This window comes from Ruegeria sp. YKSF131, from assembly GCF_059612645.1.
On the sequence record NZ_JBXWQZ010000031.1, the window covers coordinates 13,637 to 39,571 of the forward strand.

Annotated in this window: 29 protein-coding genes; 9 read left to right on the forward strand and 20 right to left on the reverse strand. The window is 57.6% G+C overall.

Annotated elements, in window-relative coordinates; genetic code table 11:
• Nucleotides 1-100: 100 nt before the first annotated feature.
• The 4 genes from AC2FLZ_RS12660 to AC2FLZ_RS12675 all read left to right on the forward strand — a co-directional run bounded on the left by AC2FLZ_RS12660 (nucleotide 101) and on the right by AC2FLZ_RS12675 (nucleotide 3,947).
• Nucleotides 101-1,168: an ABC transporter ATP-binding protein gene (locus tag AC2FLZ_RS12660; protein ID WP_496882244.1), complete on the forward strand. Its 1,068-nt coding sequence runs from the start codon at nucleotides 101-103 to the stop codon at nucleotides 1,166-1,168.
• A gap of 114 nt (nucleotides 1,169-1,282) precedes the next feature.
• The gene (surE, locus tag AC2FLZ_RS12665) at nucleotides 1,283-2,065 is read left to right on the forward strand and encodes a 5'/3'-nucleotidase SurE (protein WP_480473150.1); all 783 of its coding nucleotides are present in this window, start codon (nucleotides 1,283-1,285) and stop codon (nucleotides 2,063-2,065) included.
• On the forward strand, nucleotides 2,062-2,712 hold the full coding sequence (locus AC2FLZ_RS12670; protein WP_480517287.1) for a protein-L-isoaspartate(D-aspartate) O-methyltransferase: 651 nt from the start codon (nucleotides 2,062-2,064) through the stop codon (nucleotides 2,710-2,712). The genes surE and AC2FLZ_RS12670 overlap by 4 nt, the downstream gene beginning before the upstream one ends.
• Before the next feature lie 62 nt (nucleotides 2,713-2,774).
• The gene (locus AC2FLZ_RS12675) at nucleotides 2,775-3,947 is read left to right on the forward strand and encodes a peptidoglycan DD-metalloendopeptidase family protein (RefSeq protein WP_496882234.1); all 1,173 of its coding nucleotides are present in this window, start codon (nucleotides 2,775-2,777) and stop codon (nucleotides 3,945-3,947) included.
• Nucleotides 3,948-4,008: 61 nt separating this feature from the next.
• Here the strand turns inward: AC2FLZ_RS12675 and AC2FLZ_RS12680 are convergent, their stop codons facing one another.
• Both AC2FLZ_RS12680 and AC2FLZ_RS12685 read right to left on the reverse strand, forming a co-directional pair.
• Nucleotides 4,009-4,680, reverse strand: a complete 672-nt coding sequence (locus AC2FLZ_RS12680; protein ID WP_480553706.1) for a helix-turn-helix transcriptional regulator — start codon at nucleotides 4,678-4,680, stop codon at nucleotides 4,009-4,011.
• 21 nt (nucleotides 4,681-4,701) lie between these two features.
• Nucleotides 4,702-5,007: a hypothetical protein gene (locus tag AC2FLZ_RS12685; RefSeq protein ID WP_209503726.1), complete on the reverse strand. Its 306-nt coding sequence runs from the start codon at nucleotides 5,005-5,007 to the stop codon at nucleotides 4,702-4,704.
• 222 nt (nucleotides 5,008-5,229) lie between these two features.
• On the opposite strand from AC2FLZ_RS12685, the gene AC2FLZ_RS12690 reads away from it, so the two are divergent.
• The 4 genes from AC2FLZ_RS12690 (at nucleotide 5,230) to AC2FLZ_RS12705 (ending at nucleotide 7,745) form a co-directional block, all read left to right on the forward strand.
• Nucleotides 5,230-5,445, forward strand: coding sequence for a twin-arginine translocase TatA/TatE family subunit (locus AC2FLZ_RS12690; RefSeq protein ID WP_209503727.1), 216 nt, complete (start codon nucleotides 5,230-5,232; stop codon nucleotides 5,443-5,445).
• A 6-nt stretch (nucleotides 5,446-5,451) separates the two neighbouring features.
• Complete coding sequence (gene tatB, locus AC2FLZ_RS12695) at nucleotides 5,452-5,910, forward strand: Sec-independent protein translocase protein TatB (RefSeq protein ID WP_480553705.1); 459 nt, start codon at nucleotides 5,452-5,454, stop codon at nucleotides 5,908-5,910.
• Complete coding sequence (tatC, locus tag AC2FLZ_RS12700; protein ID WP_480473140.1) at nucleotides 5,907-6,785, forward strand: twin-arginine translocase subunit TatC; 879 nt, start codon at nucleotides 5,907-5,909, stop codon at nucleotides 6,783-6,785. The genes tatB and tatC overlap by 4 nt, the downstream gene beginning before the upstream one ends.
• A 117-nt stretch (nucleotides 6,786-6,902) precedes the next feature.
• Nucleotides 6,903-7,745, forward strand: a complete 843-nt coding sequence (locus tag AC2FLZ_RS12705; protein WP_496714821.1) for an ATP-binding protein — start codon at nucleotides 6,903-6,905, stop codon at nucleotides 7,743-7,745.
• A gap of 60 nt (nucleotides 7,746-7,805) precedes the next feature.
• On the opposite strand, the gene AC2FLZ_RS12710 is transcribed toward AC2FLZ_RS12705, so the two are convergent.
• The 10 genes from AC2FLZ_RS12710 to alr all read right to left on the reverse strand — a co-directional run bounded on the left by AC2FLZ_RS12710 (nucleotide 7,806) and on the right by alr (nucleotide 16,733).
• Nucleotides 7,806-8,450, reverse strand: a complete 645-nt coding sequence (locus AC2FLZ_RS12710) for an SDR family NAD(P)-dependent oxidoreductase (protein WP_480517279.1) — start codon at nucleotides 8,448-8,450, stop codon at nucleotides 7,806-7,808.
• 42 nt (nucleotides 8,451-8,492) lie between these two features.
• The gene (locus tag AC2FLZ_RS12715; RefSeq protein WP_480473134.1) at nucleotides 8,493-8,741 is read right to left on the reverse strand and encodes a hypothetical protein; all 249 of its coding nucleotides are present in this window, start codon (nucleotides 8,739-8,741) and stop codon (nucleotides 8,493-8,495) included.
• 297 nt (nucleotides 8,742-9,038) lie between these two features.
• Nucleotides 9,039-10,562, reverse strand: coding sequence for an amidophosphoribosyltransferase (gene purF / locus AC2FLZ_RS12720; protein WP_480603412.1), 1,524 nt, complete (start codon nucleotides 10,560-10,562; stop codon nucleotides 9,039-9,041).
• 650 nt (nucleotides 10,563-11,212) lie between these two features.
• Entirely contained in the window at nucleotides 11,213-11,806 is a 594-nt protein-coding gene (locus AC2FLZ_RS12725) for a CvpA family protein (protein ID WP_267364181.1), read from the reverse strand.
• A gap of 40 nt (nucleotides 11,807-11,846) precedes the next feature.
• Nucleotides 11,847-13,208, reverse strand: coding sequence for a DNA repair protein RadA (radA, locus tag AC2FLZ_RS12730; protein WP_480473130.1), 1,362 nt, complete (start codon nucleotides 13,206-13,208; stop codon nucleotides 11,847-11,849).
• A 67-nt stretch (nucleotides 13,209-13,275) separates the two neighbouring features.
• Nucleotides 13,276-13,725 carry a paraquat-inducible protein A gene (locus AC2FLZ_RS12735; RefSeq protein WP_480603414.1) on the reverse strand — a complete coding sequence of 150 codons (450 nt, stop codon included), beginning with the start codon at nucleotides 13,723-13,725 and terminating at the stop codon, nucleotides 13,276-13,278.
• Nucleotides 13,726-13,727: 2 nt separating this feature from the next.
• On the reverse strand, nucleotides 13,728-14,180 hold the full coding sequence (locus tag AC2FLZ_RS12740) for a hypothetical protein (protein ID WP_496882235.1): 453 nt from the start codon (nucleotides 14,178-14,180) through the stop codon (nucleotides 13,728-13,730).
• Nucleotides 14,177-14,923: an ABC transporter ATP-binding protein gene (locus AC2FLZ_RS12745; RefSeq protein WP_480603418.1), complete on the reverse strand. Its 747-nt coding sequence runs from the start codon at nucleotides 14,921-14,923 to the stop codon at nucleotides 14,177-14,179. The genes AC2FLZ_RS12740 and AC2FLZ_RS12745 overlap by 4 nt, the downstream gene beginning before the upstream one ends.
• On the reverse strand, nucleotides 14,920-15,702 hold the full coding sequence (locus AC2FLZ_RS12750; RefSeq protein ID WP_480473122.1) for an MlaE family ABC transporter permease: 783 nt from the start codon (nucleotides 15,700-15,702) through the stop codon (nucleotides 14,920-14,922). Before AC2FLZ_RS12750 ends, AC2FLZ_RS12745 begins: the two co-directional genes overlap by 4 nt.
• Nucleotides 15,699-16,733, reverse strand: coding sequence for an alanine racemase (gene alr / locus AC2FLZ_RS12755; RefSeq protein WP_496882236.1), 1,035 nt, complete (start codon nucleotides 16,731-16,733; stop codon nucleotides 15,699-15,701). Before alr ends, AC2FLZ_RS12750 begins: the two co-directional genes overlap by 4 nt.
• A 240-nt stretch (nucleotides 16,734-16,973) precedes the next feature.
• On the opposite strand from alr, the gene AC2FLZ_RS12760 reads away from it, so the two are divergent.
• Nucleotides 16,974-17,513 (forward strand): GNAT family N-acetyltransferase, encoded by a 540-nt coding sequence (locus AC2FLZ_RS12760; RefSeq protein WP_496882237.1) that lies wholly within the window; start codon nucleotides 16,974-16,976, stop codon nucleotides 17,511-17,513.
• 155 nt (nucleotides 17,514-17,668) lie between these two features.
• On the opposite strand, the gene AC2FLZ_RS12765 is transcribed toward AC2FLZ_RS12760, so the two are convergent.
• The 8 genes from AC2FLZ_RS12765 to AC2FLZ_RS12800 form a co-directional block, all read right to left on the reverse strand.
• Complete coding sequence (locus AC2FLZ_RS12765; RefSeq protein WP_480473116.1) at nucleotides 17,669-19,159, reverse strand: replicative DNA helicase; 1,491 nt, start codon at nucleotides 19,157-19,159, stop codon at nucleotides 17,669-17,671.
• A 199-nt stretch (nucleotides 19,160-19,358) separates the two neighbouring features.
• Nucleotides 19,359-20,036, reverse strand: a complete 678-nt coding sequence (locus tag AC2FLZ_RS12770) for an orotate phosphoribosyltransferase (protein WP_480473114.1) — start codon at nucleotides 20,034-20,036, stop codon at nucleotides 19,359-19,361.
• 149 nt (nucleotides 20,037-20,185) lie between these two features.
• Entirely contained in the window at nucleotides 20,186-21,178 is a 993-nt protein-coding gene (locus tag AC2FLZ_RS12775) for a type II secretion system F family protein (RefSeq protein ID WP_480553700.1), read from the reverse strand.
• Between the two features lie 13 nt (nucleotides 21,179-21,191).
• Nucleotides 21,192-22,160: a type II secretion system F family protein gene (locus AC2FLZ_RS12780; protein WP_496882238.1), complete on the reverse strand. Its 969-nt coding sequence runs from the start codon at nucleotides 22,158-22,160 to the stop codon at nucleotides 21,192-21,194.
• Nucleotides 22,157-23,545, reverse strand: a complete 1,389-nt coding sequence (locus AC2FLZ_RS12785) for a TadA family conjugal transfer-associated ATPase (protein ID WP_496882239.1) — start codon at nucleotides 23,543-23,545, stop codon at nucleotides 22,157-22,159. Before AC2FLZ_RS12785 ends, AC2FLZ_RS12780 begins: the two co-directional genes overlap by 4 nt.
• A 12-nt stretch (nucleotides 23,546-23,557) precedes the next feature.
• Nucleotides 23,558-24,745 (reverse strand): CpaE/TadZ family protein, encoded by a 1,188-nt coding sequence (locus tag AC2FLZ_RS12790; RefSeq protein WP_496882240.1) that lies wholly within the window; start codon nucleotides 24,743-24,745, stop codon nucleotides 23,558-23,560.
• Nucleotides 24,746-24,783: 38 nt separating this feature from the next.
• On the reverse strand, nucleotides 24,784-25,431 hold the full coding sequence (locus AC2FLZ_RS12795) for a TadE/TadG family type IV pilus assembly protein (RefSeq protein ID WP_480553699.1): 648 nt from the start codon (nucleotides 25,429-25,431) through the stop codon (nucleotides 24,784-24,786).
• A complete protein-coding gene (locus AC2FLZ_RS12800) occupies nucleotides 25,428-25,925 on the reverse strand; it encodes a TadE/TadG family type IV pilus assembly protein (protein WP_480473102.1) in 498 nt (165 codons plus the stop codon). Before AC2FLZ_RS12800 ends, AC2FLZ_RS12795 begins: the two co-directional genes overlap by 4 nt.
• Nucleotides 25,926-25,935 lie beyond the last annotated feature (10 nt).

Consider the following 25,935-nt stretch of genomic DNA (forward strand, 5'->3'; position numbering starts at 1 on the left):
CACCTGAGGGGCGGGGTTGCTATCCCCGCTCAAGCCCGATGGATTTGATCGGGAAAGGTAACGGGGTCCATCGGTGACAGGTAACGCAATTCCACCGCGTCTGGAAATTCGCAACATTATCCGTCGGTTTGAAGGCCGGGTTGTTGTGGATGATGTTTCACTGACCGTTCAGGCAGGCAAGGTGACCTGTCTGCTGGGGCCGTCGGGCTGCGGGAAATCCACTACGTTGCGCATGATCGCCGGGGTCGAAATGCAGGACTCGGGTGAGATTTATGTTGATGGCAAGCTGATCTGCGACACCGTCTTCCGGGTGCCTCCGGAACGGCGCGAGATCGGTCTGATGTTTCAGGACTTTGCGCTGTTCCCGCATCTGAGTGTGGCTAAAAATGTGGCCTTTGGTCTGAAGGGCAGTAAGGACGAAAAACGCGCCCGGGTCGAGGAGTTGTTGCAGAAGGTCGACCTGATGCGATTCATCGATGGTTTTCCGCATCAACTATCGGGTGGCGAGCAACAACGCGTGGCGTTGGCGCGTGCCCTGGCGCCGCGCCCGCGCATCATGCTGATGGACGAGCCCTTTTCGGGCCTCGATAACCGTTTACGTGATGGTATCCGTGACGAAACGCTGGCCATTCTCAAGGAAGAAGATGCCGCTGTACTGCTGGTCACGCACGAGCCGGAAGAAGCGATGCGCATGGCCGACGAGATCGCCCTGATGCGGCGTGGCAAGATCGTGCAACAGGGCGCGCCCTATAACGTCTATACGCGTCCCGCGGATAAGGCGGCGGTGGCATTTTTCAGTGATGTCAACGTTTTGCGGGCGCAAGTGAATGGCGCATTGGCGGATACGCCCTTTGGTCAGTTCCTGGCACCGGGCATACCGAATGGTACGGATGTCGAGATCGTCTTTCGCCCTCAGCACATCAAGCTGGACTTTGACCGCAACGGCAAGGGGCCATTGCCGACACCAACAGACGGTGTTGCGGCCCGTGGTGTCGTCGAACGCGCGCGATTTCTGGGAAATGAAAGCCTGGTAGAGTTTCGCATGGACTATGATGGCTCGATCCTCAGGGCTACGGTTCCAAACGTGTTTGTGCCCAGTCAGGGCCGGGTGATGTGGCTGACCATCCGCCGCGACAAGTGCTTCGTTTTCCCCGAAACAAGGCGCTGATCCATCGATTTCCACCCGAGTGGTGCGCGAAAACCTCAGATTGCGGGGCCGCGTCGCTTGCCGCAACGCAGGCCCGGGTCTATCAAGAGCCAAACGCGGGGGTAAATCGGGCACATGCGAATTCTTCTGACCAATGACGACGGGATCAATGCCCCGGGCTTGATCACGCTTGAGGCGATTGCAGCTGAACTGGCCGGACCGGATGGAGAGGTCTGGGTGGTCGCACCCGCGTTTGAACAGTCCGGGGTCGGACATTGCATCAGCTATACCCACCCGATGATGGTCGCCAAGCTGGGCGAGCGGCGCTTTGCAGCCGAAGGTTCACCTGCGGATTGTGTTTTGGCAGGGCTTCACGACGTTATGTTGGATACCCCTCCCGATCTGGTTCTATCGGGCGTGAACAGGGGCAATAACTCGGCTGAAAACACGTTGTATTCCGGTACGATCGGCGGCGCGATGGAAGCGGCATTGCAGGGCGTCCCAGCGATTGCCCTGTCGCAATATTTTGGCCCCCGCAACCTGGGCCTTGACGACCCGTTTGAGGCAGCCGCCCGGTATGGTGCAGATCTGGTGCGCCGGATTCTGGACGCAACTCCGGCAGAACAAGATGATTACCGGCTGTTCTACAACGTGAATTTCCCACCGGTTCCGGCAGACGATGTTCTGGGCACGCGGATTGCGGCGCAGGGGTTTCGGCGCGACACGCGTTTTTCGGTCGAACCGCACAGTTCACCTTCGGGACGGCGGTTCCTGTGGATCAAGGGTGGCTATCAGCACAATCCGACCGCACCCGGAACGGATGCGGCCGTCAATCTGGAAGGCTATATCTCGGTCACGCCGATGCGCGCTGACCTGACTGCGCATGACATGCTGGAGGCATTGAAGGCGGTCGAATGAGCGGACTGGACCCTGAAACCGTAATGCAATTCCTGTTTGCCCTGCGCAAACGGGGGGTCACGGATGCGCGCGTGCTGGCTGCGATGGAGCAGGTGGACCGCGGTCGCTTTGTCACCGGCCTGTTCGCAGGGCGCGCTTACGAGGACATGCCGTTGCCGATTTCCTGCGGTCAGACGATCAGTCAACCGTCGGTTGTAGGTCTGATGACGCAGGCCCTGAACGTTGGACCACGGGACACGGTGCTCGAGATTGGGACAGGTTCAGGTTATCAAGCGGCGATCCTGTCCAAACTGGCCCGCCGGGTCTATACAGTGGAACGCCACAGGCGGTTGGTGAGCGAAACAAGCAAGCTGTTTGCCGATCTGGGCCTGACGAATATCACTTCTATGTTGTCTGACGGGTCATTTGGCCTGCCGGAACAAGCCCCTTTTGACCGGATCATTGTCACAGCCGCAGCCGAGGATCCTCCGGGCCCGCTCTTGGCGCAGCTGAAAATCGGGGGTATTATGGTTCTACCCGTGGGCCAGTCGGACGCGGTGCAGCAGTTGATCAAAGTGACGCGCACCGAAAATGGTCTGGATTATGACGAATTAACGTCGGTCCGTTTCGTTCCCCTTCTGGAGGGGCTTGGAAAGGATGAGGCGTAATAGGCTTAAAGAATTGGTCGCCGGAACTCCGGGCAACAGGGGCAGGCGTTGAGGACAGAATTATGAGAGCAGTATCCAAATCAGCAATGCGCCGCTGTGCGACCGGGGTGGCCGCTCTGGCCATTTTGGCCGGGTGCGAGGGACCTCTGGATTATGACCTTCGTGGGCAGATCGGTGGATTTTCGACCACCAATGCAGCGCAATCCGCGACGGCATCCCGCCCGACACCGGACAGCCGGGGCGTCATTACCTATCCGAATTATCAGGTGGTCGTGGCGCGCCGCGGCGATACGGTGCGGGACGTGGCCGCGCGGGTTGGCCTGCCCGAGGGCGAGCTTTCGCGCTTCAACGGCCTTCAGACAACGGACACGCTGAGAGAGGGTGAGGTTCTTGCCCTGCCACGCACTGTCGGTGCTGGAAGCAGCGTGGACATCGCGTCGGTCGCCGGGTCTGCAATTGACCAAGTGCCGGCGTCGGGTTCGGTTCAGACCACAACCCTGGAACCCGCGAAACCGGCATCAACGCCTGCGCCGATTTCAACTGGGCCGGAGCCGGTCAGGCACAAGGTCAAGCGGGGTGAGACGGCCTATACAATCTCGCGCCTCTACCAGGTGCCGGTTGAATCTCTGGCGGAATGGAACGGGTTGGGATCAGATTTTACCGTGCGTGAAGGTCAATACTTGTTGATTCCGGTCAAGAACCAGCCCGCGCCCCGGCAAAATGCGGCTAGTGCCGCGCCCGTTTCCGCCACGGAGGTGACGGAACCGGGACAGGGATCACCGACGCCGACGCCACCCAGCGCCACGCAGCCCTTGCCGGACGAGAAAGTTGAGCCGTTGGCCGAGGCCCCCGACGTGACCGCCGAAGCGCCAACCAATACGCGCACATCCGCGCTGTCCCTGCCGGTTGGCGGCACTATCATTCGCGGTTATGACAAGGGCAAGAATGAGGGCATCGACATCGCTGCCGCTCCGGGTACGTCGGTCACAGCTGCCGAAGCCGGTACGGTCGCGGCGATCACCGCGGACGCGGATCAGGTGCCGATCATTGTGGTCAAGCACAACAACGATCTTCTGACTGTCTACGCAAATGTCGACAAGATCACTGTCAAGAAAGGCGATAAGGTACGCCGTGGCCAGAAGCTGGCGCAATTGCGGGGCGGCGACGATGCCTATGTGCATTTCGAAGTCCGCAAAGGGTTCGAGTCCGTGGACCCGGAACCCTATCTGAAGTGAGGCTGGATGGCCCGTACCGGGCCTGCCTTCGGCGAGAGTATTTCTGAAAAGATGAAGCCTGTCAGGCGTATGGGTCATAGTCGCTCAGGCGTTTTCCGGGTTCGTCGGCGAAGATTTCCGGAAGGGGTGAAACTGCTTCGATCAGGTCGATGCGAAAGACACGAAATCCATTGCGCAGCTCGCACCAGGCGGTAAGGGTCCAGACCCGCCCCCAGTATTCCATATGGAGCGGGCGGATGGTGCGTTCGGTCAAAACGCCGTCAATGCGGCGATAGGACAGGTGAAGTTTCTGACGTGATTTGATGGCTGCACGGATCGGGGCCATATGGGCAAGGCCCCTTGCGGCATCGGCAAATGGGTAGACCGCGAATTTCCAGCTATCCGCCTCGGCCAGGACCTGCGTTGGTAAAACAGCGTCGATCTTGTCGGCAAGCGATTGTGCGGCAGCCTTCAGGTCAGTATCCGCGGCCTCGGCCACGATGGCCATGCCAAGATTCAGCGCCTCAAGCTCGGCTGTAGTCAGGTTCAACGGGGGCAGGGTGATCTGCTCGCGCACCATGTAGCCGACACCGCGCTCGCCCTCGACCGGAACGCCCGAGGCAACAAGCGTATCCATGTCGCGATAGATGGTGCGAACCGACACCTCAAGCCGGTCCGCAATGTCCTGCGCGCGGTGCAGTTTTCCGTCGCGCAGGATCTGGATGATATCGAACAGGCGGTCAGTGCGGCGCATGACACGCCGTTCTGACCGCGTTTAGGCAGTCATGTTCCATAGTACTTTCTCGTGTCGCATCTGGATGCTATCCGGATTGATGACCGCCATCATGCCTGCTGCACATTCCTGTTGAGGAAACTGTGCGGCTGCGTCCTGTGCCGCCTTCAAATCGGTCCAGACAACATAATCGGTCCAGCGACCATCTTCGCCCTGGCTAAGCTGCCGATGGGCAAATCCCGGCGCGCTGCGCACAAAGGCCTCAGAGGCCTGACTGAGTTTCACGAACTCTTCCGGCGTGGTGCCATTGGCCAGGGTGAAGGTGACGATTTCAGCAACGTGGGTCATTTAATTCTCCATTGACCTTGTTTCGATGCCAAATCCCTAACGGATAGCAACTGACATAAACCTGTCAGTTGAGAATTGCGACCCCTTAGATTTCACGCGATTGATACAATTTTCGCCGGCAAATCGGAGCAGATCCCTTTTGAGACCAGCGATCGAGGCGTAAAGACTGAGTCAGATCATGTTCCCGGCGCGCAAACGTGCCGACGAAAAAGGAGAAAAGACATGCTCAACAATATCGGCCTTCCTGGCCTGCTGCTTATCGCCGTTGTGGTTCTGGTTCTGTTCGGGCGCGGCAAGATCAGTTCGCTAATGGGCGAAGTTGGCAAAGGCATCACCGCGTTCAAGAAGGGCGTAAAGGACGGTTCGGAAGAGCTGGAAAAGGACGCTTCTGAGCTGGCCAAGGACGTCACACCTGAAACCGAGAAAGACAAGGCGTAAGCGCGGATGTTTGATCTGGGCTGGACCGAGCTTCTGGTCATCGGCATCGTTGCCCTGATCGTTGTGGGGCCAAAGGACCTGCCGGTGCTGTTCCGCAATGTCGGACGTTTTGTCGGCAAGGCGCGCGGAATGGCGCGCGAGTTCAGCAGCGCCATGAACGAGGCCGCCGATCAGGCTGGGGTGAACGAGATCAAGAAAGGTCTCAACGCTGCCGTGAACCCTGTGGGATCGGCCATGGACGGTGTCAAGCAAGCCGCGCAGGAGATGGCGAAAAGCATCGATCCCACAAAGTTCGACCCTGAAAGCGAAACGGGTAAACTGGCGGCCGAGCGGGCCGAGCAGGCCAAAAAGGTTCAGGCGTCAGCCGCCCGTGCCACCGCCGAGCGCAAAGCCAAGGATGCAGCCGATGCGCTGGCCAAGGCAGAAGAGGCCGAAGCCGCGCTGAATACTGAAAGCAAGACATGAGCAAAACCGACGAGATTGACGATTCTTCGGCCCCGTTGATCGAACATCTGGCCGAACTGCGCACACGGCTGATCCACAGCGTTGTGGCGTTTCTGATCGGTATGATCATCTGTTTTTCGGTGGCGACGCCGATCTTCAATTTCCTGACCAATCCCCTGTGTGACGTTCTGGCCGAGCGCGGGCAGGATTGTGGCCTGATCTTCATCTCGCCACAGGAAGGGTTTTTTGTTGCAATCAAGGTTTCCCTCTTGGGTGGGTTCATTCTGGCATTTCCCTATATCGGGATGCAGATGTGGCGCTTTGTGGCACCGGGCCTCTACAAGTCCGAGAAAAACGCGTTCCTGCCATTCATGCTTGCTTCGCCCTTTATGTTCCTTCTGGGCGCAAGCTTTGCCTTCTACGTTGTCACGCCTCTGGCCTATGACTTTTTCCTCGGGTTCCAGCAATTCGGGGCTGAGGGTGAAGCCGTGGCCGATGGGGTCAGCGCGGCACCGCTGAGTGTGGTGTTTCAAGGCTCAGCCCAGGAATATCTGAACCTGACGATCAAATTCATCGTTGCCTTTGGATTATGTTTCCAGTTGCCGGTTCTCCTGACCCTTATGGGGAAGGCAGGACTGGTCAGTGCCGAGGGGCTGGGCGCTGTTCGGAAATATGCGGTGGTCGGCATTCTGGTTCTGGCCGCAGTCGTCACACCACCGGATGTCATTACGCAGATCATTCTGTTTGTGGTGGTGTACGGTCTGTACGAGATTTCGATCTTCCTGGTCGCGCGAGTTGAAAAGAAACGCGAGGACCAGTTGCGCGCTGACGGTTACTACGATGATGAAGCGGAAGCGGATGATGACCTGATGCAGGAGTTCGAAGACGACAAGTAAGTCTGCCGACGAAACCAAAAGGGCGCGCCATCCAATGGCGCGCCTTTTTCATTGGAAACTCTTGTTGTGCCAATTGGAACGTGCTTTGAACCCCTCAAGACAAAACCGGAGGCCCACATGGACGACCAAGCCCTGAACCGTATCGCCGAGGCGTTGGAACGCATGGCACCGGCTCCTTTGGTGGCGCCTGATTTTGCTGTTGCTCAAGCATTTGTGTGGCATGTCGAACCGGAACGACTGGAACCTGTTACGCATGTCAACCGGGTCGATCTGGATCTTCTAGTCGGCATCAATCGCTCTCGCGACACGTTGATGGACAATACGCGCCGGTTTGCAGCAGGGTACAAGGCAAATAACGCGCTGCTCTGGGGCGCGCGGGGGATGGGCAAGTCGAGCCTTGTAAAGGCCGTGCACGGCTCACTGAGCGCTGATTACGCCGACCTTAAACTGGTCGAATTGCAGCGCGAGGATATGGGAACGGTGGCGCGGTTGCTGAACCATCTGCGCGCAGCGCCCTACAGGTTCATATTGTTTTGCGATGACCTGTCGTTCAGCCACGATGACCAGCATTATAAATCTCTCAAGGCTGTTCTGGATGGTGGTATTGAAGGCAGGCCAGAGAATGTGGTCTTCTATGCCACTTCAAACCGTCGCCATCTGATGCCGCGGGATATGATCGAAAACGAACGCTCCAGCGCCATCAATCCTTCCGAGGCGGTCGAAGAAAAAGTCTCGCTGTCGGATCGCTTCGGCCTGTGGCTTGGGTTCCATCCCTGTGATCAGGACGAGTATCTTGCGATGATCGACCGCTATTGCGCCGCCTATGGCGTTTCAGTTGATGCACAGACCCTGCGCGCCGAGGCAATTGAGTGGCAAGCCACGCGCGGTTCGCGCTCTGGCCGTGTCGCTTGGCAATTCTTCGTCGATCTGGCCGGGCGCAACGACGTGCATATCGTCTGATCCCGGCTTCACCTGGCTGCAAATATCCCCGCCAGAGGCATGGCCCGTCAGGGCCATTTCCTAAAGAAGTGCCAGAATCCGTGCAGCTTCATCCTTGGTGCTGTTCAGAACGCTCCGGTCTTCCCCGGGATGAAACCGCGCGCGGACGGCCGTAGGCATCGGCGCGGGTTCGACAACCGAAACCCGCGGACCGGTGCGTTCGGTCTCGACGGCCCAGCTGCGGGCCAGAGCCATCTGCGCGGCCTTGGTGGCACCGTAGATGCCATAAAACTTCTCGCCAGCCTTCGGATCGTCAAAAAACACCGCATGGCCATTCTCGCCCAGAAGGGGTGAGACATAGGGAATCAGAACCGAGGTCGCGTTTGCATTTGTGTTGATCGCCTTGGCCCATTCCTTGGGGTCAACAAAATGCACCGGTGTCAGTGCTGATGTGTGGATGGCTGTGTGCATCCACAGGTCGACCTTACCCCAACGGTCATGGATGCCACGACACAGGGTCGCCATGGCGTTTGGATCGGTGATGTCCATGGGGGCCAGAGTGGCTGACCCGCCCTTCGCCTTGATTCGGTCGTCCAGCTCTTCCAGCCCGCCGGTGGTTCGGGCGACGGCGACGATATGGTATTCAGGTGCCAACGCTTCGGCCAGCGCAGCGCCCAACCCGCGAGAGGCCCCGGTGATAAGGGCGATTTTTGTCTGATCGGTCATGGCTGCGGTTTGAACCCCTGCGCGAGGGGCGTCAAGTCGCGATTAGCTGCCGGGAATGGCGATCCGCTTGGTCTGGCCGCTTTGTCGCAGCATGATTCCCTGTTCATCAATTGCAACTACCATGCCCGAGGCGACACGGCTTCCGGGTTCAACCTCTTTCACGCGGCCCGATGACAGGCGTACCAAGGCGTGCAGATCGGTTTTGGGCCCGAACACACCCAGGACAGAAACAGAGTTCTTGTTTAACGCGCCCTGCTGCGTGGCCGCGCTTTTGACATTGGTGTTTGACATGGTCCGTGGCCCGGCGTGAGTTCCGAACCCCTTATTTGTGTGAGTGGTTGCCGTCCGATAACAAAACGATCAGGTAAGCAAAAGACCCTCACAGACACGACGCTTCACGACGTAGCGACCCTTTTGTTAGCCCTTGTGATCGTGCAAGATTCACCGCCGGGTTGTGGCAGATTTCCACTCATCGGCGGAACAGTTTAGATGCGAGCCATACTTAACAGGGCTGTCCTATCTGTATGTCGAACGGTTTGATTCGTTGTTTGAACAGAATCCAGGCGTGCCATAAATGGGTGGGGTCTTTCAGCCTGAGGCGAGTTTGGCCGCATTCCAGGACCCGCCCTGAACCTGCATATCCGCGCGTTTCTGGCTGACACGGCTGCTGTTTTCCAGACTGTCCAGGTAATCCGCGCTGACGCTGCCGGTAATGTAATTGCCGTCAAAGCAGGAGCAATCAAATCCTTGGATGTCCGGGTTGCCTTCCTGGGCGGCCCAGATCAGGTCCTCCAAATGCTGATAGAACAGCGCATCGGCGCCCAGCTCTTCACGGATCTCTTCGATCTCTTTGCCATTTGCGATCAGCTCGGCCTTGGTCGGCATGTCGATGCCATACACATTGGGGTATTTGACAGGCGGCGAGGCGCTGGCCACATAAACCTTCTTTGCCCCAGCGTCGCGGCACATCTGAACGATCTTTTTGATGGTGTTGCCCCGCACGATGGAATCGTCGATCAACAGAACGCTGTGACCTTCGAATTCCAGCGGAACGGCATTCAGCTTGCGGCGCACGGATTTCTGTCGCTCGGCCTGACCCGGCATGATGAAGGTACGCCCGACATAGCGGTTCTTCACCAACCCCTCGCGATAGGGGATGCCGGTGATTTTAGCCGCTTCCAGTGCCACGGGGCGGGCGCTGTCGGGTACGGGAATGATCCGGTCGATTTCCAGGCCCGAGTCCTGAATTTGTTTCGCCAGCGTCTGTCCCATGCGCATCTGGGTTTTATAAACCGAGACTCCGTCCAGCAGTGAATCCGGACGTGCCAGATACACATACTCGAAGATACAGGGCGTCAGCTTGCCTTCGACCGCCTGAAACTCGTGCATGTTGCCTTTCAGGTCGATCAGGATGGCCTCGCCCGGGCGCAGATCGCGCAGCTTCTCAAAACTGTTGATGCCAAAGGCCACGTCTTCCGAAGCAAAGGCATAATCGTCCCCCTGACCGTCGACATTGCGCTTTGCGACCGACAGGGGCCGAATGCCATATGGGTCGCGGAACGCCAGCATGCCAACACCAGCCACCAGACAGATTACCGAGTAGGCACCTTGAACCCGCTCCATCGTCATCTTCACACCGGCAAAGATGTTTCGGATCGGATCCGAATTGCCGTTCACCTTGATGGCGTCAGCCACTTTGTCGGCCAGCACGTTCAGCAGGATTTCCGAATCCGATGTGGTGCGCAGGTGGCGACTATATTTCCCGGTCACTTTCTCGCGCTGTTCCGCTGTGTTGGTGATGTTGCCGTTGTGAACAAGATAGATACCGTAGGGTGCGTTCACGAAGAAAGGTTGCGCTTCGGCCGCGCTGAGTGATCCGGCCGTGGGATAACGAACATGACCCATGCCGATATGACCCAGAAGGGTTTCAGCATCCTGGGCGTTGAACACGTCCTTGACCAACCCATTGGCTTTCTTTTCCCGGAAGAATTCGCCGTTGTAGGTCACGATCCCGGAGGCATCCTGACCCCGGTGCTGCAACATCAGCAACCCGTCATAGATCTCAGCAAAGACATCATGTGTCCGGCTTGCGATTCCTAAAATCCCACACATTTAAGGGGCTCCAACTTCTATGACGATTTCATTCGAGGATTGACCGCAGTTCGGCACCGGACTTTCTGCATCTTCAGCGCGGAAATGTTCGCTACGCAGGAACAAGACGCCGTTAGGGCGACCATCACTGCGATCAGCGCGCATTCATACAGAAAGTACAAGATCGGTGGCTCCGATTCCGTGGCGGGTTGGCCCCCACATAATGCCTATTGGCGTGGCTGTCATCAAAGGATCACAATAGCCAAATGCCGCAGGCCAAGTTTGCGCATGTCGATGTAGAAAAACGAAGATGGTGACATGCGCAAACATATGTGCTGTCATGCATTTGATTGCATACATAACTGCTAAATCTCGGCACCTCGGGGGGACCTGAATGTGGCAACATAAACCTCCTCACAAGAACCAGGAACGGATCAGGCAGCGGTGCCATCGGTGCAGGGGATTGGGGCGCGCGTCGTGCCAGATCTGTAACGGAGCAGGCGAGGTCGCCAAAAGCAGAGATATCTTTGGAAAACCGGTTTTCAGTCGATGTGACGGATGCTTTGGCTTGAAAACAATCCGCTGCACCGTGTGCGGTGGAGAGGGGTTTGTCTGATCTGCAACAAAAAAGCCCGGCAGCGCCGGGCTTTCATGAATTGGTGAACTGCCTATCAGCCGTTGGAAGGCGCAGTTGTTGCCGGTTCAGCGTTTCCTGCCGTGCAACTGGCGACCAGCTGTTCATACTGAGTCGTAACCCAGCCCAAAGCCGCCTCGGGGTTTTGTTCCTCAATCTGGCCGCTGAACTGTTCAAACACCTTGGCCGACCGGCTTTCATCAACAATTGTGTAAGACTGGCCGGTCATGACGGTGTCGTAAACGAAGAATGCAATCGCAACCAGAAGGATGCCACGAGCGATGCCGAAGAACAGCCCCAAAGCCTGATCCAGGCCGCCAAGGGCCGAACGCTGAACCAGCGATGAAAACAGCGGTGTGAAGATACTGACCACGATCAGCGCCACCGCAAAGACCGCTGCAAACCCGGTGATCACAGACAATTCACAACTGTCACGCAAGAAATCTCCGACGACCGGGATTTCCTTGACCAGAGGTACAGCCTGCGGGGCGAAGATGAACGCCAGAACGGCCGCCGCAACCCAACCCGCGATGGCCAGAACTTCGCGCATGAAACCACGCGAGTAGGCCAGCAAGCCTGACAGCACGATGATCAGGGCAACTACCCCGTCGATTATTGTAAAACCTTCCATGGCCCTCGCCTGTTCTTTTTCTGCCCCTCAAGGCGCGACTTTAACCTGCTCCGAAGGTTTCGCCAACAAACCCCACCAAATCAGAGGGTCGGGTGAGTGTCAGACCTGCCACAGTACCGGTTTTGCCACCTGCCGGAGCTATTGCCGCTGTGAAACCAAGTTTTTGTGCTTCTTTCAACCTGTTTTCTGTCTGCGGAGCCGGTCTAAGTGCCCCTGACAGCGAGATTTCCCCGAAAACGACGGTGTCTGCGGGCAGGGCTGTGTCTTCGCGTGCGCTCAGCAATGCAGCAGCCACGGCCAGATCGGCGGCGGGTTCACTGACTTTCAACCCACCGGCCACGTTCAGATAGACGTCGAGACCCGCAAAAGGAATGCCGCAACGCGCTTCAAGAACGGCAAGGATCATCGCCAACCGCCCGCTGTCCCATCCCACCACTGTCCGGCGCGGCTGTGAATGGGGGGACGGGGCGACAAGGGCCTGCAATTCGACCAGAACGGGCCGTGTGCCCTCAATCCCGGCAAAGACGGCAGAGCCTGGGCTGGGCGTACCGCGTTCCGACAGGAACAAGGCCGAGGGGTTGGTGACCTGCGCGAGCCCTTTGCCCGTCATCTCGAACACGCCAATTTCGTCGGCGGGACCAAAGCGGTTCTTGACCGCCCGCAAAATACGAAACTGATGGCCGCGCTCGCCCTCGAAATACAGAACCGTATCGACCATGTGTTCGACAACACGGGGGCCCGCAATCTGGCCATCCTTGGTCACGTGTCCGACCATGATGATCGACACGCCGTGCCGTTTCGCAAAGGCGGTCAACTCATGAGCAGCCGCCCGGACTTGCGACACGGACCCCGGCGCGCTGTCGACATTGTCGGCCCACATGGTCTGGATCGAGTCGATGATCGCCAGACCGGGTTTTTCGGCTTCAAGCGTGGTGAGAATGTCGCGTAGGTTGGTTTCGGCTGCAAGTTGCACCGGCGCGTTCTCCAGCCCAAGGCGGCGCGCCCGCATGCGAACCTGAGCACTGGCTTCTTCGCCCGAGATATAGATCGTCTTGACGCCGGCACGGGCAAATCGGGCAGCAGCTTGCAGCAACAGGGTGGATTTACCGATGCCGGGGTCGCCGCCCACCAACAGGGCAGATGCAGGAACAAGCCCGCCACCAAGCACTCGGTCCAGCTCTTCCACTCCGCAGAGCGTGCGGGGCGGCGGGGTTTCCTCGGTCGACAGGTCGGTGAGCGTCATCGACCGCCCGCGTTTCGAGCCCAGTGATTTCTTGGCTGGGCCTGCCGACAGCGGTACGTCCTGTATGATCGAGTTCCACTCGCCGCACCCGTCGCAGCGGCCCGACCAGCGGGAATGGGATGCGCCGCAGGCGGAGCAGGAGAAGGTTGGTTTTGCCATGACGTCTTGGTGCCCGAGGACGGGCGGTTCTTCAAGCCCTTGCAGGGCTTTCCTCGTCGTCAGCGCCCTATGTCTGGGCGATGGTTTTGCATTGGCGTTCGGTGAGAATGCCCAAAGCGATGGAGGCAAGGATGCAGGCGGTGAACAGGTAAAGACCCCATGCGGTCTCAACAGTGGCGTAAGAAATGCCTTTGGCCAGCGTGATGTATAGCGCGATCAGGAAGATATCCGCCATCGCCAGCTTGCCAAGGATGTTGAGCGCAGGCTGCACCCGGGCATCCAGCAGGTTCCATTGGATCAGGGCGGTGCCGATGGTTTTGATGTAGGGCGCGAAAAGGGCGAAGATGGTGACGATCAGCGCGAGGAAAACGTCAGATTTCCACAGGGACTGGAGGCCGGTGATGACGCTGATTTCGCTGAGACCAAAGATCGGCAGAAACCCTGCGCGCATCAGCGGGGCGAACCACGCGATGGGGTAGAGGATCAGGAGCGAGAGGGTGGCGAGGCGGAGGGGCAAATCTACATGCCAATTACAAACAGAAGAAGTGTGAACGCGAGGCTGCCGCAGTCATACTCAAGCATACTGCCGGTCCAGCGCTTTTGGAAGTTATGTCTGGTTTTGATAGCCAACACAAAAAACGAGATTCCGACGACTATATTCGCAACGGGATTCTGTAGCTTATTCATCAGATACCACAGCAAGAAAATCGTGGCGGCCAGGAATGCCCAGGTAAGAACACTTATTAGTAGAGAACCGTCCTTTGTCGCCTCGGCATGACGAGCTTCGGCGCCCCAGCCAAACTTCTGTCGTCTGAACGAAGCGACCGCGTCCGAGTACCTCTCGCGTGTGCCGGATGATGACATGAGACCGGGAAGGACACCGGAAGAAGCAAATCCAACTCCAGCACGATAATAGATGCCAAGTTCTTTGACAGGTAAAGACAATTCAGCGATTGAGACGACGCCGGTCACCGCACCGCCTCAATCGGCCCCTCAGCGCTCCCGCTGATAAACTGCTCCACATAGGGATCACCCGAGGCATCCATCTGGCTGACCGGGCCGGTCCACTGAATGACGCCTCCGTGCAGCATCGCCACGTTGTCGGCAATTGCGCGGACGGAACTCATGTCGTGGGTGATGGTCATCGCGGTGGCGCCCATCTCTGTCACGATTTCGCGGATCAGGTCGTTGATGACGCCGGACATAATCGGGTCGAGACCCGTGGTGGGTTCATCAAAAAAGATGATCTCGGGCTCGGCGGCGATGGCGCGGGCAAGGCCCACGCGTTTTTGCATGCCACCTGACAGTTCTGCCGGAAAGCGGTCCGCCACGTCCGATTTCAGGCCCACGCGGCGCAGTTTTTCGATTGCGATCTCGCGCGCTTCTTCGGTGGGGCGTTTCAGGGATCCACGCAGCAGGCGGAAGGCGACGTTCTGCCAGACGGTCAGCGAGTCGAACAGCGCACCGCCCTGAAACAGCATGCCAAACCGCGCCAGAAACGCGTCGCGGTCGCCTTTGGACGCGTCTTTGCCGTCGACATAGATCATGCCGTTGTCGGGTTTGATCAGACCCAGGATACATTTCAGGGCAACAGATTTCCCGGTGCCCGAGCCGCCGATGATGACCATCGAGGTTCCTTTGGGAATCTCAAGATTCATTCCACGCAATACGTGGTTGTCACCAAAGGCTTTTTCTACGTTCTCCATCCGGATCATAGTGAGAAAAACACCCCTGTGAGAACAAAGTTTGCGGCGAGGATCAACACGGCTGCGGCCTCGACCGACCCTTTGGTTGCGCGACCGACACCCTGTGCGCCGCGGCCCGAGTTCATGCCGTAATAGCAACCCATGATAGCCGCGATCACGCCAAAGGCCGCGCCTTTGACCAGAGACGATACAATGTCGCGCATCTCAAGGAAATCGACGGTGTTTTTCAGATACGCCGCCGGGTTGAAGCCCAGGTTCTGCGTGGCGACAGTGTACCCGCCCGCAATCCCGATAACGTCACCTACGGCGACCAGCGCAGGCACGGTGATCAGCGCGGCCAGCACACGCGGAGAAGTAAGGTATTTCATCGGATGAGTGGAGAGCGTGACCAGAGCGTCAATCTGTTCGGTCACTTTCATCGTGGCGATCTCGGCCGCGATGGACGAGGTCACGCGCGCGGCGATCATCAGGCCGACCAGCACCGGGCCAAGTTCTCGCACCATGCCGATGGCGACAATCTGGGGCACGACGGCTTCGGCGTTGAACCGCGCACCGCCCGCATAGATTTGCAAGGCCAGCGCGCCGCCGGTGAAAATGGCGGTCAGGCCGACGACGGGCAGGGACAACCAGCCGATATTCAGCAGGGCCATCCCGAATTCACGCGGATAGAAAGGCGGGCGCAAGATGTGCGACACTGCATCAAGCGCGAACAGGGCCACCCGGCCAAAGGCCGCAAGCAGGCCCAGCACGGTGCGGCCCAGCCCCCCCAGCGCGCTGATTGGGTTCATTCGACGTAGCCCCGCGAATAGCGATTGCCCATTGATGTCAGGATTTCATAGCCGATCGTACCAGCGGCCTCGGCCAGATCATCAACGGTTTGATGACCGTTGAGAATGCGCAGACGCTCCGGGTCTTTCGGCAGGTCTGTGACGTCCACGGTGATCAGGTCCATCGAGATACGTCCAACAACCGGGCAGGGTTGGTCGCCCGCAAATGTGTCGATGCCGCCGCCAATGGCGCGATGCAGGCCATCTGCATAGCCGGCAGCAACAGTGGCGATCCGGGATGGCCGTCGCGCCACCCAGGTGTTTCCGTAACCCACGGTCTCACCCACGGCCAACCTGCGCACCTGAATGACGGGAAGGTCAACGGTTACGACCGGTTTTGCACCGGCAAAGGGCATGCCACCGTAAAGGCCGATGCCTGGGCGACAGAAATCGAAATGAAACTCAGGCCCCAAAAGCATCCCGCCCGTCGCTGCCAGAGAGCGCGGCGCGGCGACCCCATCAGTCATCTCGCGGAAGGTTTTCAGTTGTTGCTGGTTCATCGGATGGTCCGGCTCGTCCGAGCAGGCCAGATGGGACATGATGAGCGCCGGGTTCAAGGCTTCGGCTTTGGAGCGCAACTCTGCCCAGTCGGCAGGTTCAAGACCAAGCCGGTTCATGCCGCTGTCCAGTTGGATACCAAATGGGTGGTCGGGCAGGGCTTCTGTGTGGCGTTGAAACTGTTCCGGCGAGTTGATCAGCGGTATCAGGTCGTTGCCGCGCAGCAGATCGGCATCGCCCTCCATATGTCCAGAAAAAACGAAAATCATCGGGCCGGGGCCAACTGCCTCGCGAACGGTTGTGCCTTCTTCTGCGGCAGCTACGAAAAACTTGCGAACGCCTTCTTCTGCCAACGTGTCGCTGACAGGTCCTGAGCCCAGCCCATAGGCATCCGCCTTGACAACGGCACCGGTTTCGACCCCGGTTTTCGCGTCGAGTGCCCGCCAGTTTCTGGCGAGTGCCTGAAGATTGATCGTCAAACGTGCAGTACTCATGGGACTGTTCATGACATTGCGCCGTCCAAGGTCAAGAGGGAAAGGGCTTTTTCCGCGACAGATTGCACCCATCAAACGACAGATACGGCGGAAAACACCCAAAAAAGCAGGCATTTTGGCGACTTACTGCTGTGTTAAGCGGTTTTCAGGATTGTCTTCACATAGGTGTTAAAGTGATCTTGTGAACAAGATCGTCCCATCGCGGCAATAAACGGTGCTGCGGCATATGCCGAGGAAATCATGGATTTTTATACCGATCAAACGCCAGACCAGTCCGAAACAGCCCGGTTTTTCGCAGAAGTTTTTTCGGCGTCGGAAAGCCCGGACGAGGGGGCTGTTATCGAAGCTTTCGTGCAAGAGTTGATCGATACCACCCCACCACAGGATCTGATGGTGTGCACCGCGCGACGCGATCAGGTGTTGCTCGGCTGTGCCATCTTTTCCCGAATGCTGTTTCCACAGGATGCGCGCCGGGTTTTTATCCTGTCGCCAATGGCTGTCAGAACAGACAAGCAAAAAGCCGGGATTGGACAGGCTTTGATCGCGTTTGGTCTGGATTGCCTGCGGACAACAGGCGTGAACGTGGCGCTCACCTACGGTGATCCCGCTTACTATCGAAAAACAGGTTTTGAACAGATTTCTGAGGCCACTGCACAACCGCCGCTGAAGCTGAGCCATCCGCATGGCTGGCTGGGGCAGTCGCTGGATGGTCAGGCGCTTGCGCCACTTAGCGGCCCGTCGCTATGCGTGTCTGCGTTGAACAATCCGACGCTTTGGTGAGTGCGGAGTTCAATCTGTCAGAAAACAGGCGGGCGGACCCATTCTCGGTTCGAGCGCTAGATCCTGAATGGCGCGAAAGGTTCAGAGAACCTTTTTTGCTTTGCCAGCAATCAAATGAAGGTCAGGAAAACCCAGGCAAGGCTGTCCTTTCGCGATCAATAACCTTCGATTTCACCACCCTGCTGCCAGGGTTTGACAAGATTGCCGAACCGGGTGAATTGCGCCTCGAATGACAACTCGACCGTGCCGATTGGACCGTGGCGCTGTTTGCCAACGATAATCTCGGCCTTGCCATGAAGCCGTTCCATGGCCTGCTTCCATTCTTCCATCTTCTCAAGCTCGTGATCGCCGGGTTTTTCACGTTCCTTGTAGTATTCTTCGCGGAACACGAACATCACGACATCGGCGTCCTGTTCGATCGAGCCTGATTCACGCAGGTCAGACAGCTGTGGACGTTTGTCGTCGCGGTTTTCGACCTGACGGGAAAGCTGCGACAGGGCAATCACCGGAATGTTCAGTTCTTTGGCGATTGCTTTCATGCCCATCGAAATCTCGGCAATCTCGTTAACCCGATTGTCGGACATGCCGCGACACAGTTGCAGATAGTCGATCACCAGCAGGTCCAGCCCATGCGTGCGTTTCAACCGGCGCGCGCGGGCGGCAAGCTGAGAAATCGGAAGGGCGGGCGTGTCGTCGATAAAAAGCGGGCAGGCTTCAAGTTCTTTGGCCGCATCCACGAAACGGCGGAATTCGGCCTCGGTCATGTCGCCCTGACGGATTTTGTGGCTGGAGATTTCGGACGCCTCAGCCAGAACGCGCCCGGCCAGCTGTTCGGCGCTCATCTCAAGTGAGAAAAAGCCGACGACCCCGCCGTCAATCGCGCCTTCGGAACCATCCGGTTTCAGACCGCGTTTGTACGCTTTAGCCACGTTGAAGGCCACGTTGGTCGCCAGCGAGGTTTTCCCCATCGACGGACGACCCGCGAGAATGATCAGGTCCGAGGGGTGAAGACCACCCAGTTGTTTGTCGAGATCGACCAGACCGGTCGAGATTCCAGCCATGCCGCCACCGCGCTGGTAGGCTTCGTTGGTAACATTGACGGCTTCTGTGACCGCCTTGAGGAAGGACTGGAACCCCTGTTCGGTCTGGCCCTGCTCGGAAAGCTGATAAAGCTGTTGCTCGGCCTCGACGATTTGTTCTTTTGGTTCGCTGGCTACATCAACCCGCGCGGCCTTGTCGGAGATGTCGCGGCCCAAGCGGATCAACTCGCGCCGGATGGCGAGGTCATAGATCATCTGGGCGTAATCATGTACCGCAAAGGCGCTGATCGAAGCGCCGGCCAGTTTGACAAGATAGGCGGGCCCGCCCAATTCCTTCAGGCCCTCATCCTCAGCCATGAAGGATTTCAACGTCACAGGCGAGGCCAGCGTGTTCTTTGCAATGCGTGCAGCGGCGACCTCATAAATGCGGGCATGAACCGGGTCATAGAAATGCTCGGACCCAATGATCGAAGCGACCCGGTCGTAAAGGTCGTTGTTCGTCAGAATGGCACCCAGAAGCTGCTGTTCAGCCTCAATGGAATGCGGCATGGTTTCAGCGTTCTGGATCTTTGCCGCTGCCTGCTCGATACTGCTGATCTCGTTCATTGCTGTTCTCTTGCCCCTTGGACAGAGGCCATAACGCAGCGCCCTGAGTCGGCGCAAATTGTATGTTTTCTGGGGATAGCCTGTGCATATCTTCCCGCCCCATCATATTGCAGGATGGGGCAGGGTCTCGTCAACATGTTGTGGATGGAGCGTTGGGCTTACTCGTAATGTTTCTGAATGAGAAACGGTTTGCGCAACGTCAGTCTTTGTTCGCGTCCTGCCAGCCACGCGGGTCGTTCAAAAACGCCTCGACCCCGTCAAGTGTTTCCTGATCAAAGGCTTTTTGCGCCTTAGCCTCGGCCAGAACATCCCACCACGTGCAAAGGTGATGCAGCTTCACACCATGGTCGCTCAGCGTCTTCTCGGTTTCGGGGAAGATACCGTAGTAAAAGATCACAGCCGTATGCCCGCAGGTGGCACCGGTCTCGCGGATTGCATCGACGAAGGACAGTTTCGAACCACCATCGGTGGTCAGGTCCTCGACCAGCAACACGCGTTCGCCTTCGCTCATTGCGCCTTCAATACGCGCGTTGCGCCCATAACCTTTGGGCTTCTTGCGCACATAGGTCATCGGCAGCGCCATACGTTCGGCCACCATCGCGGCAAAGGGGATGCCCGCAGTTTCGCCGCCCGCTATGTTGTCAAAGGCTTCAAAACCCGCGTCCCGCATTACCGTGACGGTCAGAAAATCCATCAGCGTGGAACGAATGCGCGGGTAGGAGATCAGCTTGCGGCAATCGATATAGGTCGGGCTGGGAAGGCCACTCGCCAGCGTGAACGGCTCGCGCGCGTTGAAGTGGACAGCCTTGATCTCCAGCAGCATCCGGGCCGTCAGGCGAGCGATTTCAGTGCTATCGGGAAAAGAACTGGGGATCATGGCAGGACCTCGGCGATGAAATGATGTTTCGGGCTGATAGCCCGACCCTTGGCCCGGAGTCGAGAGCTGTTGGAACAAAAGAAAAGCGGACCCCCCTAAGGTCCGCTGTTTCCCGGGCATTCAGCTATGCGAACACCATTGTCGCTGCGTTACCCTTGCCCGAACATGTTGACCCACCGGATCAGCATTGGCGCCAGACAAATCAGCAATAGGACAGGCATCATGCATATGGCCATCACGGCAGACATCTGCACAGGCAGACGGTTTGCCTTCTCCTGGGCGCGAAGCTCTCGGTCAAGCCGCATGTCAGTGGCGAACCGGCGTAATGACGCGGATATGCTGGTTCCGTACTGGTTGGATTGCAAAAAGGCGTTCGCGAACGAATTCATCTCGTCGATACCGACCCGGTTCGCCATATCCAGAAAGGCGGCCTGACGTTCTTTGCCTGCCTGCAACTCCAGTTGAAGAACCGAAAACTCCTGCGAGATTTCCGGAGCTGCTTTGGCCAATTCATGCGAGACCCGGATCATCGCCGCGTCAAAGCCCAGCCCGGCCTCGATAGCGACTTGCAACAGGTCGAGCGCGTTTGGCAGGCTGTGTTCGATGGCCCGGCGGCGTTTCTTTATTCGACGTCGCAACCACAGTGCCGGGCCATAAAAGCCCATGACCATCAGTGCCGTCACGACCTGCATTGTGTTAACCCACGTAACACCCTGCAAAAGGTCGGCGATCCCTAACTGAACTTGCGTTTCGATTGGCAAAGCCATGGTTGCTACGAACGCGGCAGGCAACACAAACCCCAGGACGACCCGAAAGGTATAATATGTGCGAATGGCGTGCTTCTGCCGAATTCCGGCTTGTTTCAAAAGCTTGCCGATCTTGGAGCGTTCGCGTTTTGACGACGGGACAAAGGCCTTCAGCAACCCGTGCGGGTCGCTGTTGTCACCCTGGATAAGGTCAAAATCCTGCCCATGCCCTTGTGATACCGTCCCAACGCGCATGCGGCGTGCTGCCGTGTTTTCACTGGCCGTAAATCCGGAAAGGCCCATGACGACAAAAAAAACACTAAGGGCGATTCCGACCAACAGGATCAACTGCGGTGTGACGCGCGGATCGTTTAGAATGTCCTGAAGAATATCCATATCCCAATTCCCTTTAGAATCTGAATTTAACCAGTCGCTTCAGGATGAAACCCTGGGCAACTGTCAGGCCAATGATCACCTGGGCGAAATACGGAAACAGCGGATCGCTGCGTACGTCGCCGTAAAATGTTGGCGAGGAGACCTCGATCGAAAGATAAATGATGACCGGCAAAATTGTGAGGATAAGGCTGCTCAGGCGACCTTCGGCAGAGATTGCCTTGATCTTCTTTTGCATCGTGTGCCGGTCCCGGATGGTCTGGGACAGAATGCTTAGAACGCGAGACAGGTTGCCGCCGGTTCCATGCTGAATGCCGATACTTACGGCAAGGTATTTTGCATCCTCTGTTCCGACCCGTTGCGCAAAGTCGTGAAAGGCGGTCGCGACGTCATCACCATAGTTGATCTGGTCTTTGATGATGCCAAACTCTGACCCGATCGGATCCGGCAGATCCGAGGCAACGTTTCCAACCGTCACCGCGACGGGGTGGCCCACTTTCAGCCCCCGGGCCATCAGGTCTAACGCGTCAGGCAGTTGTTTCGTCAGTTTCTTCGCGCGGGCGTCTTTCACGGCGACCAGCAGGATGATCGGGCTGATGAGGCCGAAAACTGCGCTCAGAATTACCGCCATTTCCAGGGCAAGGAACCGGGAGGCCCCGAAAAAGATCATCAAAACCAGAAGGGAGACGGCGAGAACCACCCAAATCGGGTTGACCGCCAAACCAGCTTGCACAAGCAGACGGCGAAACCGCGTAATCAGCCCGGCTTTTTCACCAGCAGCCAGCATCGCCGGATCGCGGAGCAGCTGCAACACCTGATCCGTCGAAGCCCCGTTCTGGATCAGTTTCATACGGCGGTTTCTGGCCTCGCCATGCGTTTCCTTGCGCGCCAGAAGCTGGTGAACGCCTTCGTAGGCGAGCAGAATTCCCAGAAAAATCGAAATATAGATCAGGATGTTCAGTGTATTGGGCTGAAAGTCAATCATGATGCCGTTGCCCCGTGAATAAACATGTTGGTGTCCACATCAACACCAGCCGCTACCAGCTGGTCGAAGCATTTTGGCCGTATTCCGGTTGGCAGGAATTCTCCCAGAACGTCGCCATTCTCAGACTTGCCACAGCGTTTGAAGACAAAGATGTCCTGCATCGTGATCGTGTCGTCTTCCATGCCCGTGATTTCGGAAATACTGACGACCCTGCGTGTCCCGTCGCTCAGACGGCTGAGTTGCAGGACGATCTGAATGGCCGAGGCGATTTGAGACCGGATGGTTCTGACGGGCAAATCCGCCCCCAGCATCGTCACCATCTGTTCGACCCGGCTGAGTGCATCGCGGGCCGAGTTCGCATGTACGGTCGTCATGGAGCCGTCATGTCCTGTATTCATGGCCTGAAGCATGTCAAAGCATTCGGCACCACGGACTTCGCCGACAATAATTCGGTCAGGCCGCATCCTGAGTGCGTTGCGCACCAGATCCCGCTGCGTAATCACCCCTTGACCTTCCGAGTTGGGGGGACGGGTTTCCAAGCGAACGACATGGCTTTGCTGTAACTGAAGTTCGGCCGCATCTTCGATTGTCACGATACGCTGCTTGCCGTCGATAAAGGATGAAACGGCGTTCAGCATTGTTGTCTTGCCGGAACCGGTACCGCCCGAAATCAGAATGTTCAGCCTGGCTTCGACCAGTGCCGCCAGTAGCTTGGCTGCCTGTTCGTTCATGCTGTCCCGTTGGACCAGCTTGTCGATGGTCAGGGGATTGCGCGAGAATTTGCGGATCGACAACGCCGGTCCATCAACTGAACACGGGCGAATAATCGCGTTGACCCGGCTTCCGTCCTCCAGACGCGCATCGACCCATGGCTGGGATTCATCGATACGACGGCCGACCCGGCTGACGATTTTGTCAATGATCCGAAGCAGATGGCGTTCGTCGCGAAAGCGCACGGACGATTGCTCGAGCAGGCCAAAGCGTTCCACGTAGACCTGATCATAAGAGTTGACGAGAATGTCGTTGATGGTCGGGTCTTCCAGAAGAGGTTCCAGAGGGCCCAGACCCATCACTTCGTGAATGAGTTCATCAACAAGGGCTGTAAATGCCTCGGACCGTAAATGAAGGCGTTCGGCCTCGATCAGCCCGGTAACCAGTGCAGCGATCTGACGTTTCAGTTCGGATCGTTCGACCTTGTCGATCACGGACAGGTTCAGACGGTCGAGAAGCTCGCTGTGCAGGCGACTTTTAAGCTCCAGATGCGCTTGCAGGTCAACGTCCACCGGTTCTGGTGTTGCCTTGGATTTTGGTACCTCGATTGGCCGTTCCAGAACCAACACATTCGACTTGGACGCGGCCCGGCGTGATTTGTACTCGTTAAACACGGCGATCTCCCATTATACAGTTTTTTGTGCGGCTGGCCGGGTGCCTTCGGACATGGACGCAGCCAGTTTCGTCAGGGCCTTGCCAAGGTCCGAATGCGGCTTCATGTCTACAATCGGTCGTCCCAGATCGACCGCGTTTCGCGCAATCGTGGGATTGTCCGGCAGCCAGTGCTTCAGTTTCGTTTCCAGCACCTTTTCAGCCTCGCGAACATGTGCAGGTTTGATCAACGTCTTCCGCTCGCGGTTCACGACAACCTCGACCGGCAGGGCCATGTTCGCCTCGCGATAGAAATCGATCAGGCGCCGGGTCTGGCGAACGCATGGAACCGTGGTGTCAGTTACCAGCGCCAGTTGGTTCGCGCGTTTGAAAATGGGTTCGACCCATTCCACAACGGCACAGGGCAGGTCGATGACAACATAATCGTACCGGCGCTGAAGCAGGTCGAGCATCCCTTCGATCAAGCCCGGTCGTATGGACTGAAGCGGAACCAACGGCGCGGGCGCGCACAACACATCAATACCGAGCGCGTGGTTCTGAAGGATCGACGTCAGGAAATGATCATCCGGCTCTTCCTGATTTTCGATGAGTTGGAGGCATCCCCCGTTATCTTCAAGATCGAGAAACACGTTCGCGTTTCCGAATTGCAGATCAAAATCCAGAAGCGCGACGCGGTTTTTCACCTTTTTCCTCAGGAAGGATCCATTCCCGCCCACCAGCGAGCAGGCAAGGTTTACCGCGACCGTTGACGCTCCGATCCCACCGCGGGATTTTGCAACCGGAATGACGGTGCCAAGGGCAGAGGGACCATTTTGAATGAATCCCTGCGGAAGTGATCGGGAGGAGATTTTTTCTGCTACCGCAGCTTTCAGCCCATCCTCATCAATGGACAGGGGCAGAACTTCGTCGATGCCGATTTTCCGCAACTCGCGGGCGACCGAGATCGAAACGTCATTCTGCGTCAGCGCGACAAATAAGGTGTCATCTTGCCGATGGGTCAGGAGGTCTTTGACGGCCAGAACCTCGCCCGCGTCGCAGGGGTCGATTTCGAAAATAACCAGGTCATGCTTGAATGCCAGATTGCGCGCCGTACCGTTCAACGCTTTGAACGAACCCGCATTCTCGGAGATTTCGTTGTTTTGACCGGCGGGAAAGGCATTGGCGACCACCTGAGCGACGGTTTCGCTTTCAGATACAAGCATGACGGAATGTGAATTGAGACTAGAAACGTTCTTAACCATTAACCTGACTCTCCTGATGCTAGGTCTTCGGCAGGCAGCGAAACGCTGAAATTGGAAAACCCGGCTGTTGAAGGAATTGTGCTGCTGGTCGCGCCTGCGGCGTTTGCAAGCGCGGCCAGCGGCGACACGAACTGAAAATCATTCAGGTTCAGCTCAACCGTGACCATGGGTGTGTAAGGGCCACCCAGGAAGCCCAGATTAGAATTGAAATCATAGGAAAACTGCAAGGCGTCAATCGTCGTGCCGGGGGGCAGCAACGGGTTGATGCGCCCCCAGATTTCAGATGCTGTGGTGTTGGCGGCGTCACCCACACAAGGTGGCGTTACCGGGTCGGCACATACGCCAGCCGACGCACTGCATGGGGTGCCAAAGCGAGGGGACAACGCGGATGTTCCCCGCGTGTGGGTTTGTGGCACACCCGGACACGCCGCAGGGCGCACCACAGCGATGCGCGCCGCCAGCTGTGCCGCCTTCTGCGCGTTCACTCCGCTGTATGATAGCCGACCAAAGTCCAGCAATGCCAGGAACAGGAAGGAAAACAGGGACACCACCACGGCAAATTCAACAAGAACCCCACCATTTTGGTCGCGCAGCACCTTGTCCGCGACCTGGCGCCAGGTGGCGCGATTATTCCGCAACCATGTCATTGGCCAAATATCCGCGATGTGTCAGCGACGTCGGTGGTTATCGATGACGCACCGCTGCCGAAAAGCTTCAGAATGCCCCCTAGCGGAAACTGAACGGTGATATTGGCGCTTACCTGACCGACAGGCGCCGGGTTCATACGATACGTACCGGACACGCAGGTCAGGCTGGGCGTTACCGAGTTGACCGTTATGCTGGGCGGAAACAGGCTGTTGCCGTGAATGTCACGCTCGACAATCCCTTTCAGAGTTGTGCTGAGCCCCGCGACTGTTCCGCCAGACGAACAGATATCCGAGGGCGTGACGCGCGACATGTATCGGCTGGCATCCCGGACCCCGGCAATGACCGACTGGTACGACCACATAAGGCGTGCGGATTCCAGGGTTACTGCCAACAGCAGCAGCATAATCGGCATGACAAGGCCAAACTCGACAAGGATCGCACCATCTTCGTTTTTGGCGAAGCGTTTGAAAGGGGATCTGAGGCGAATACACATGAACACTCTG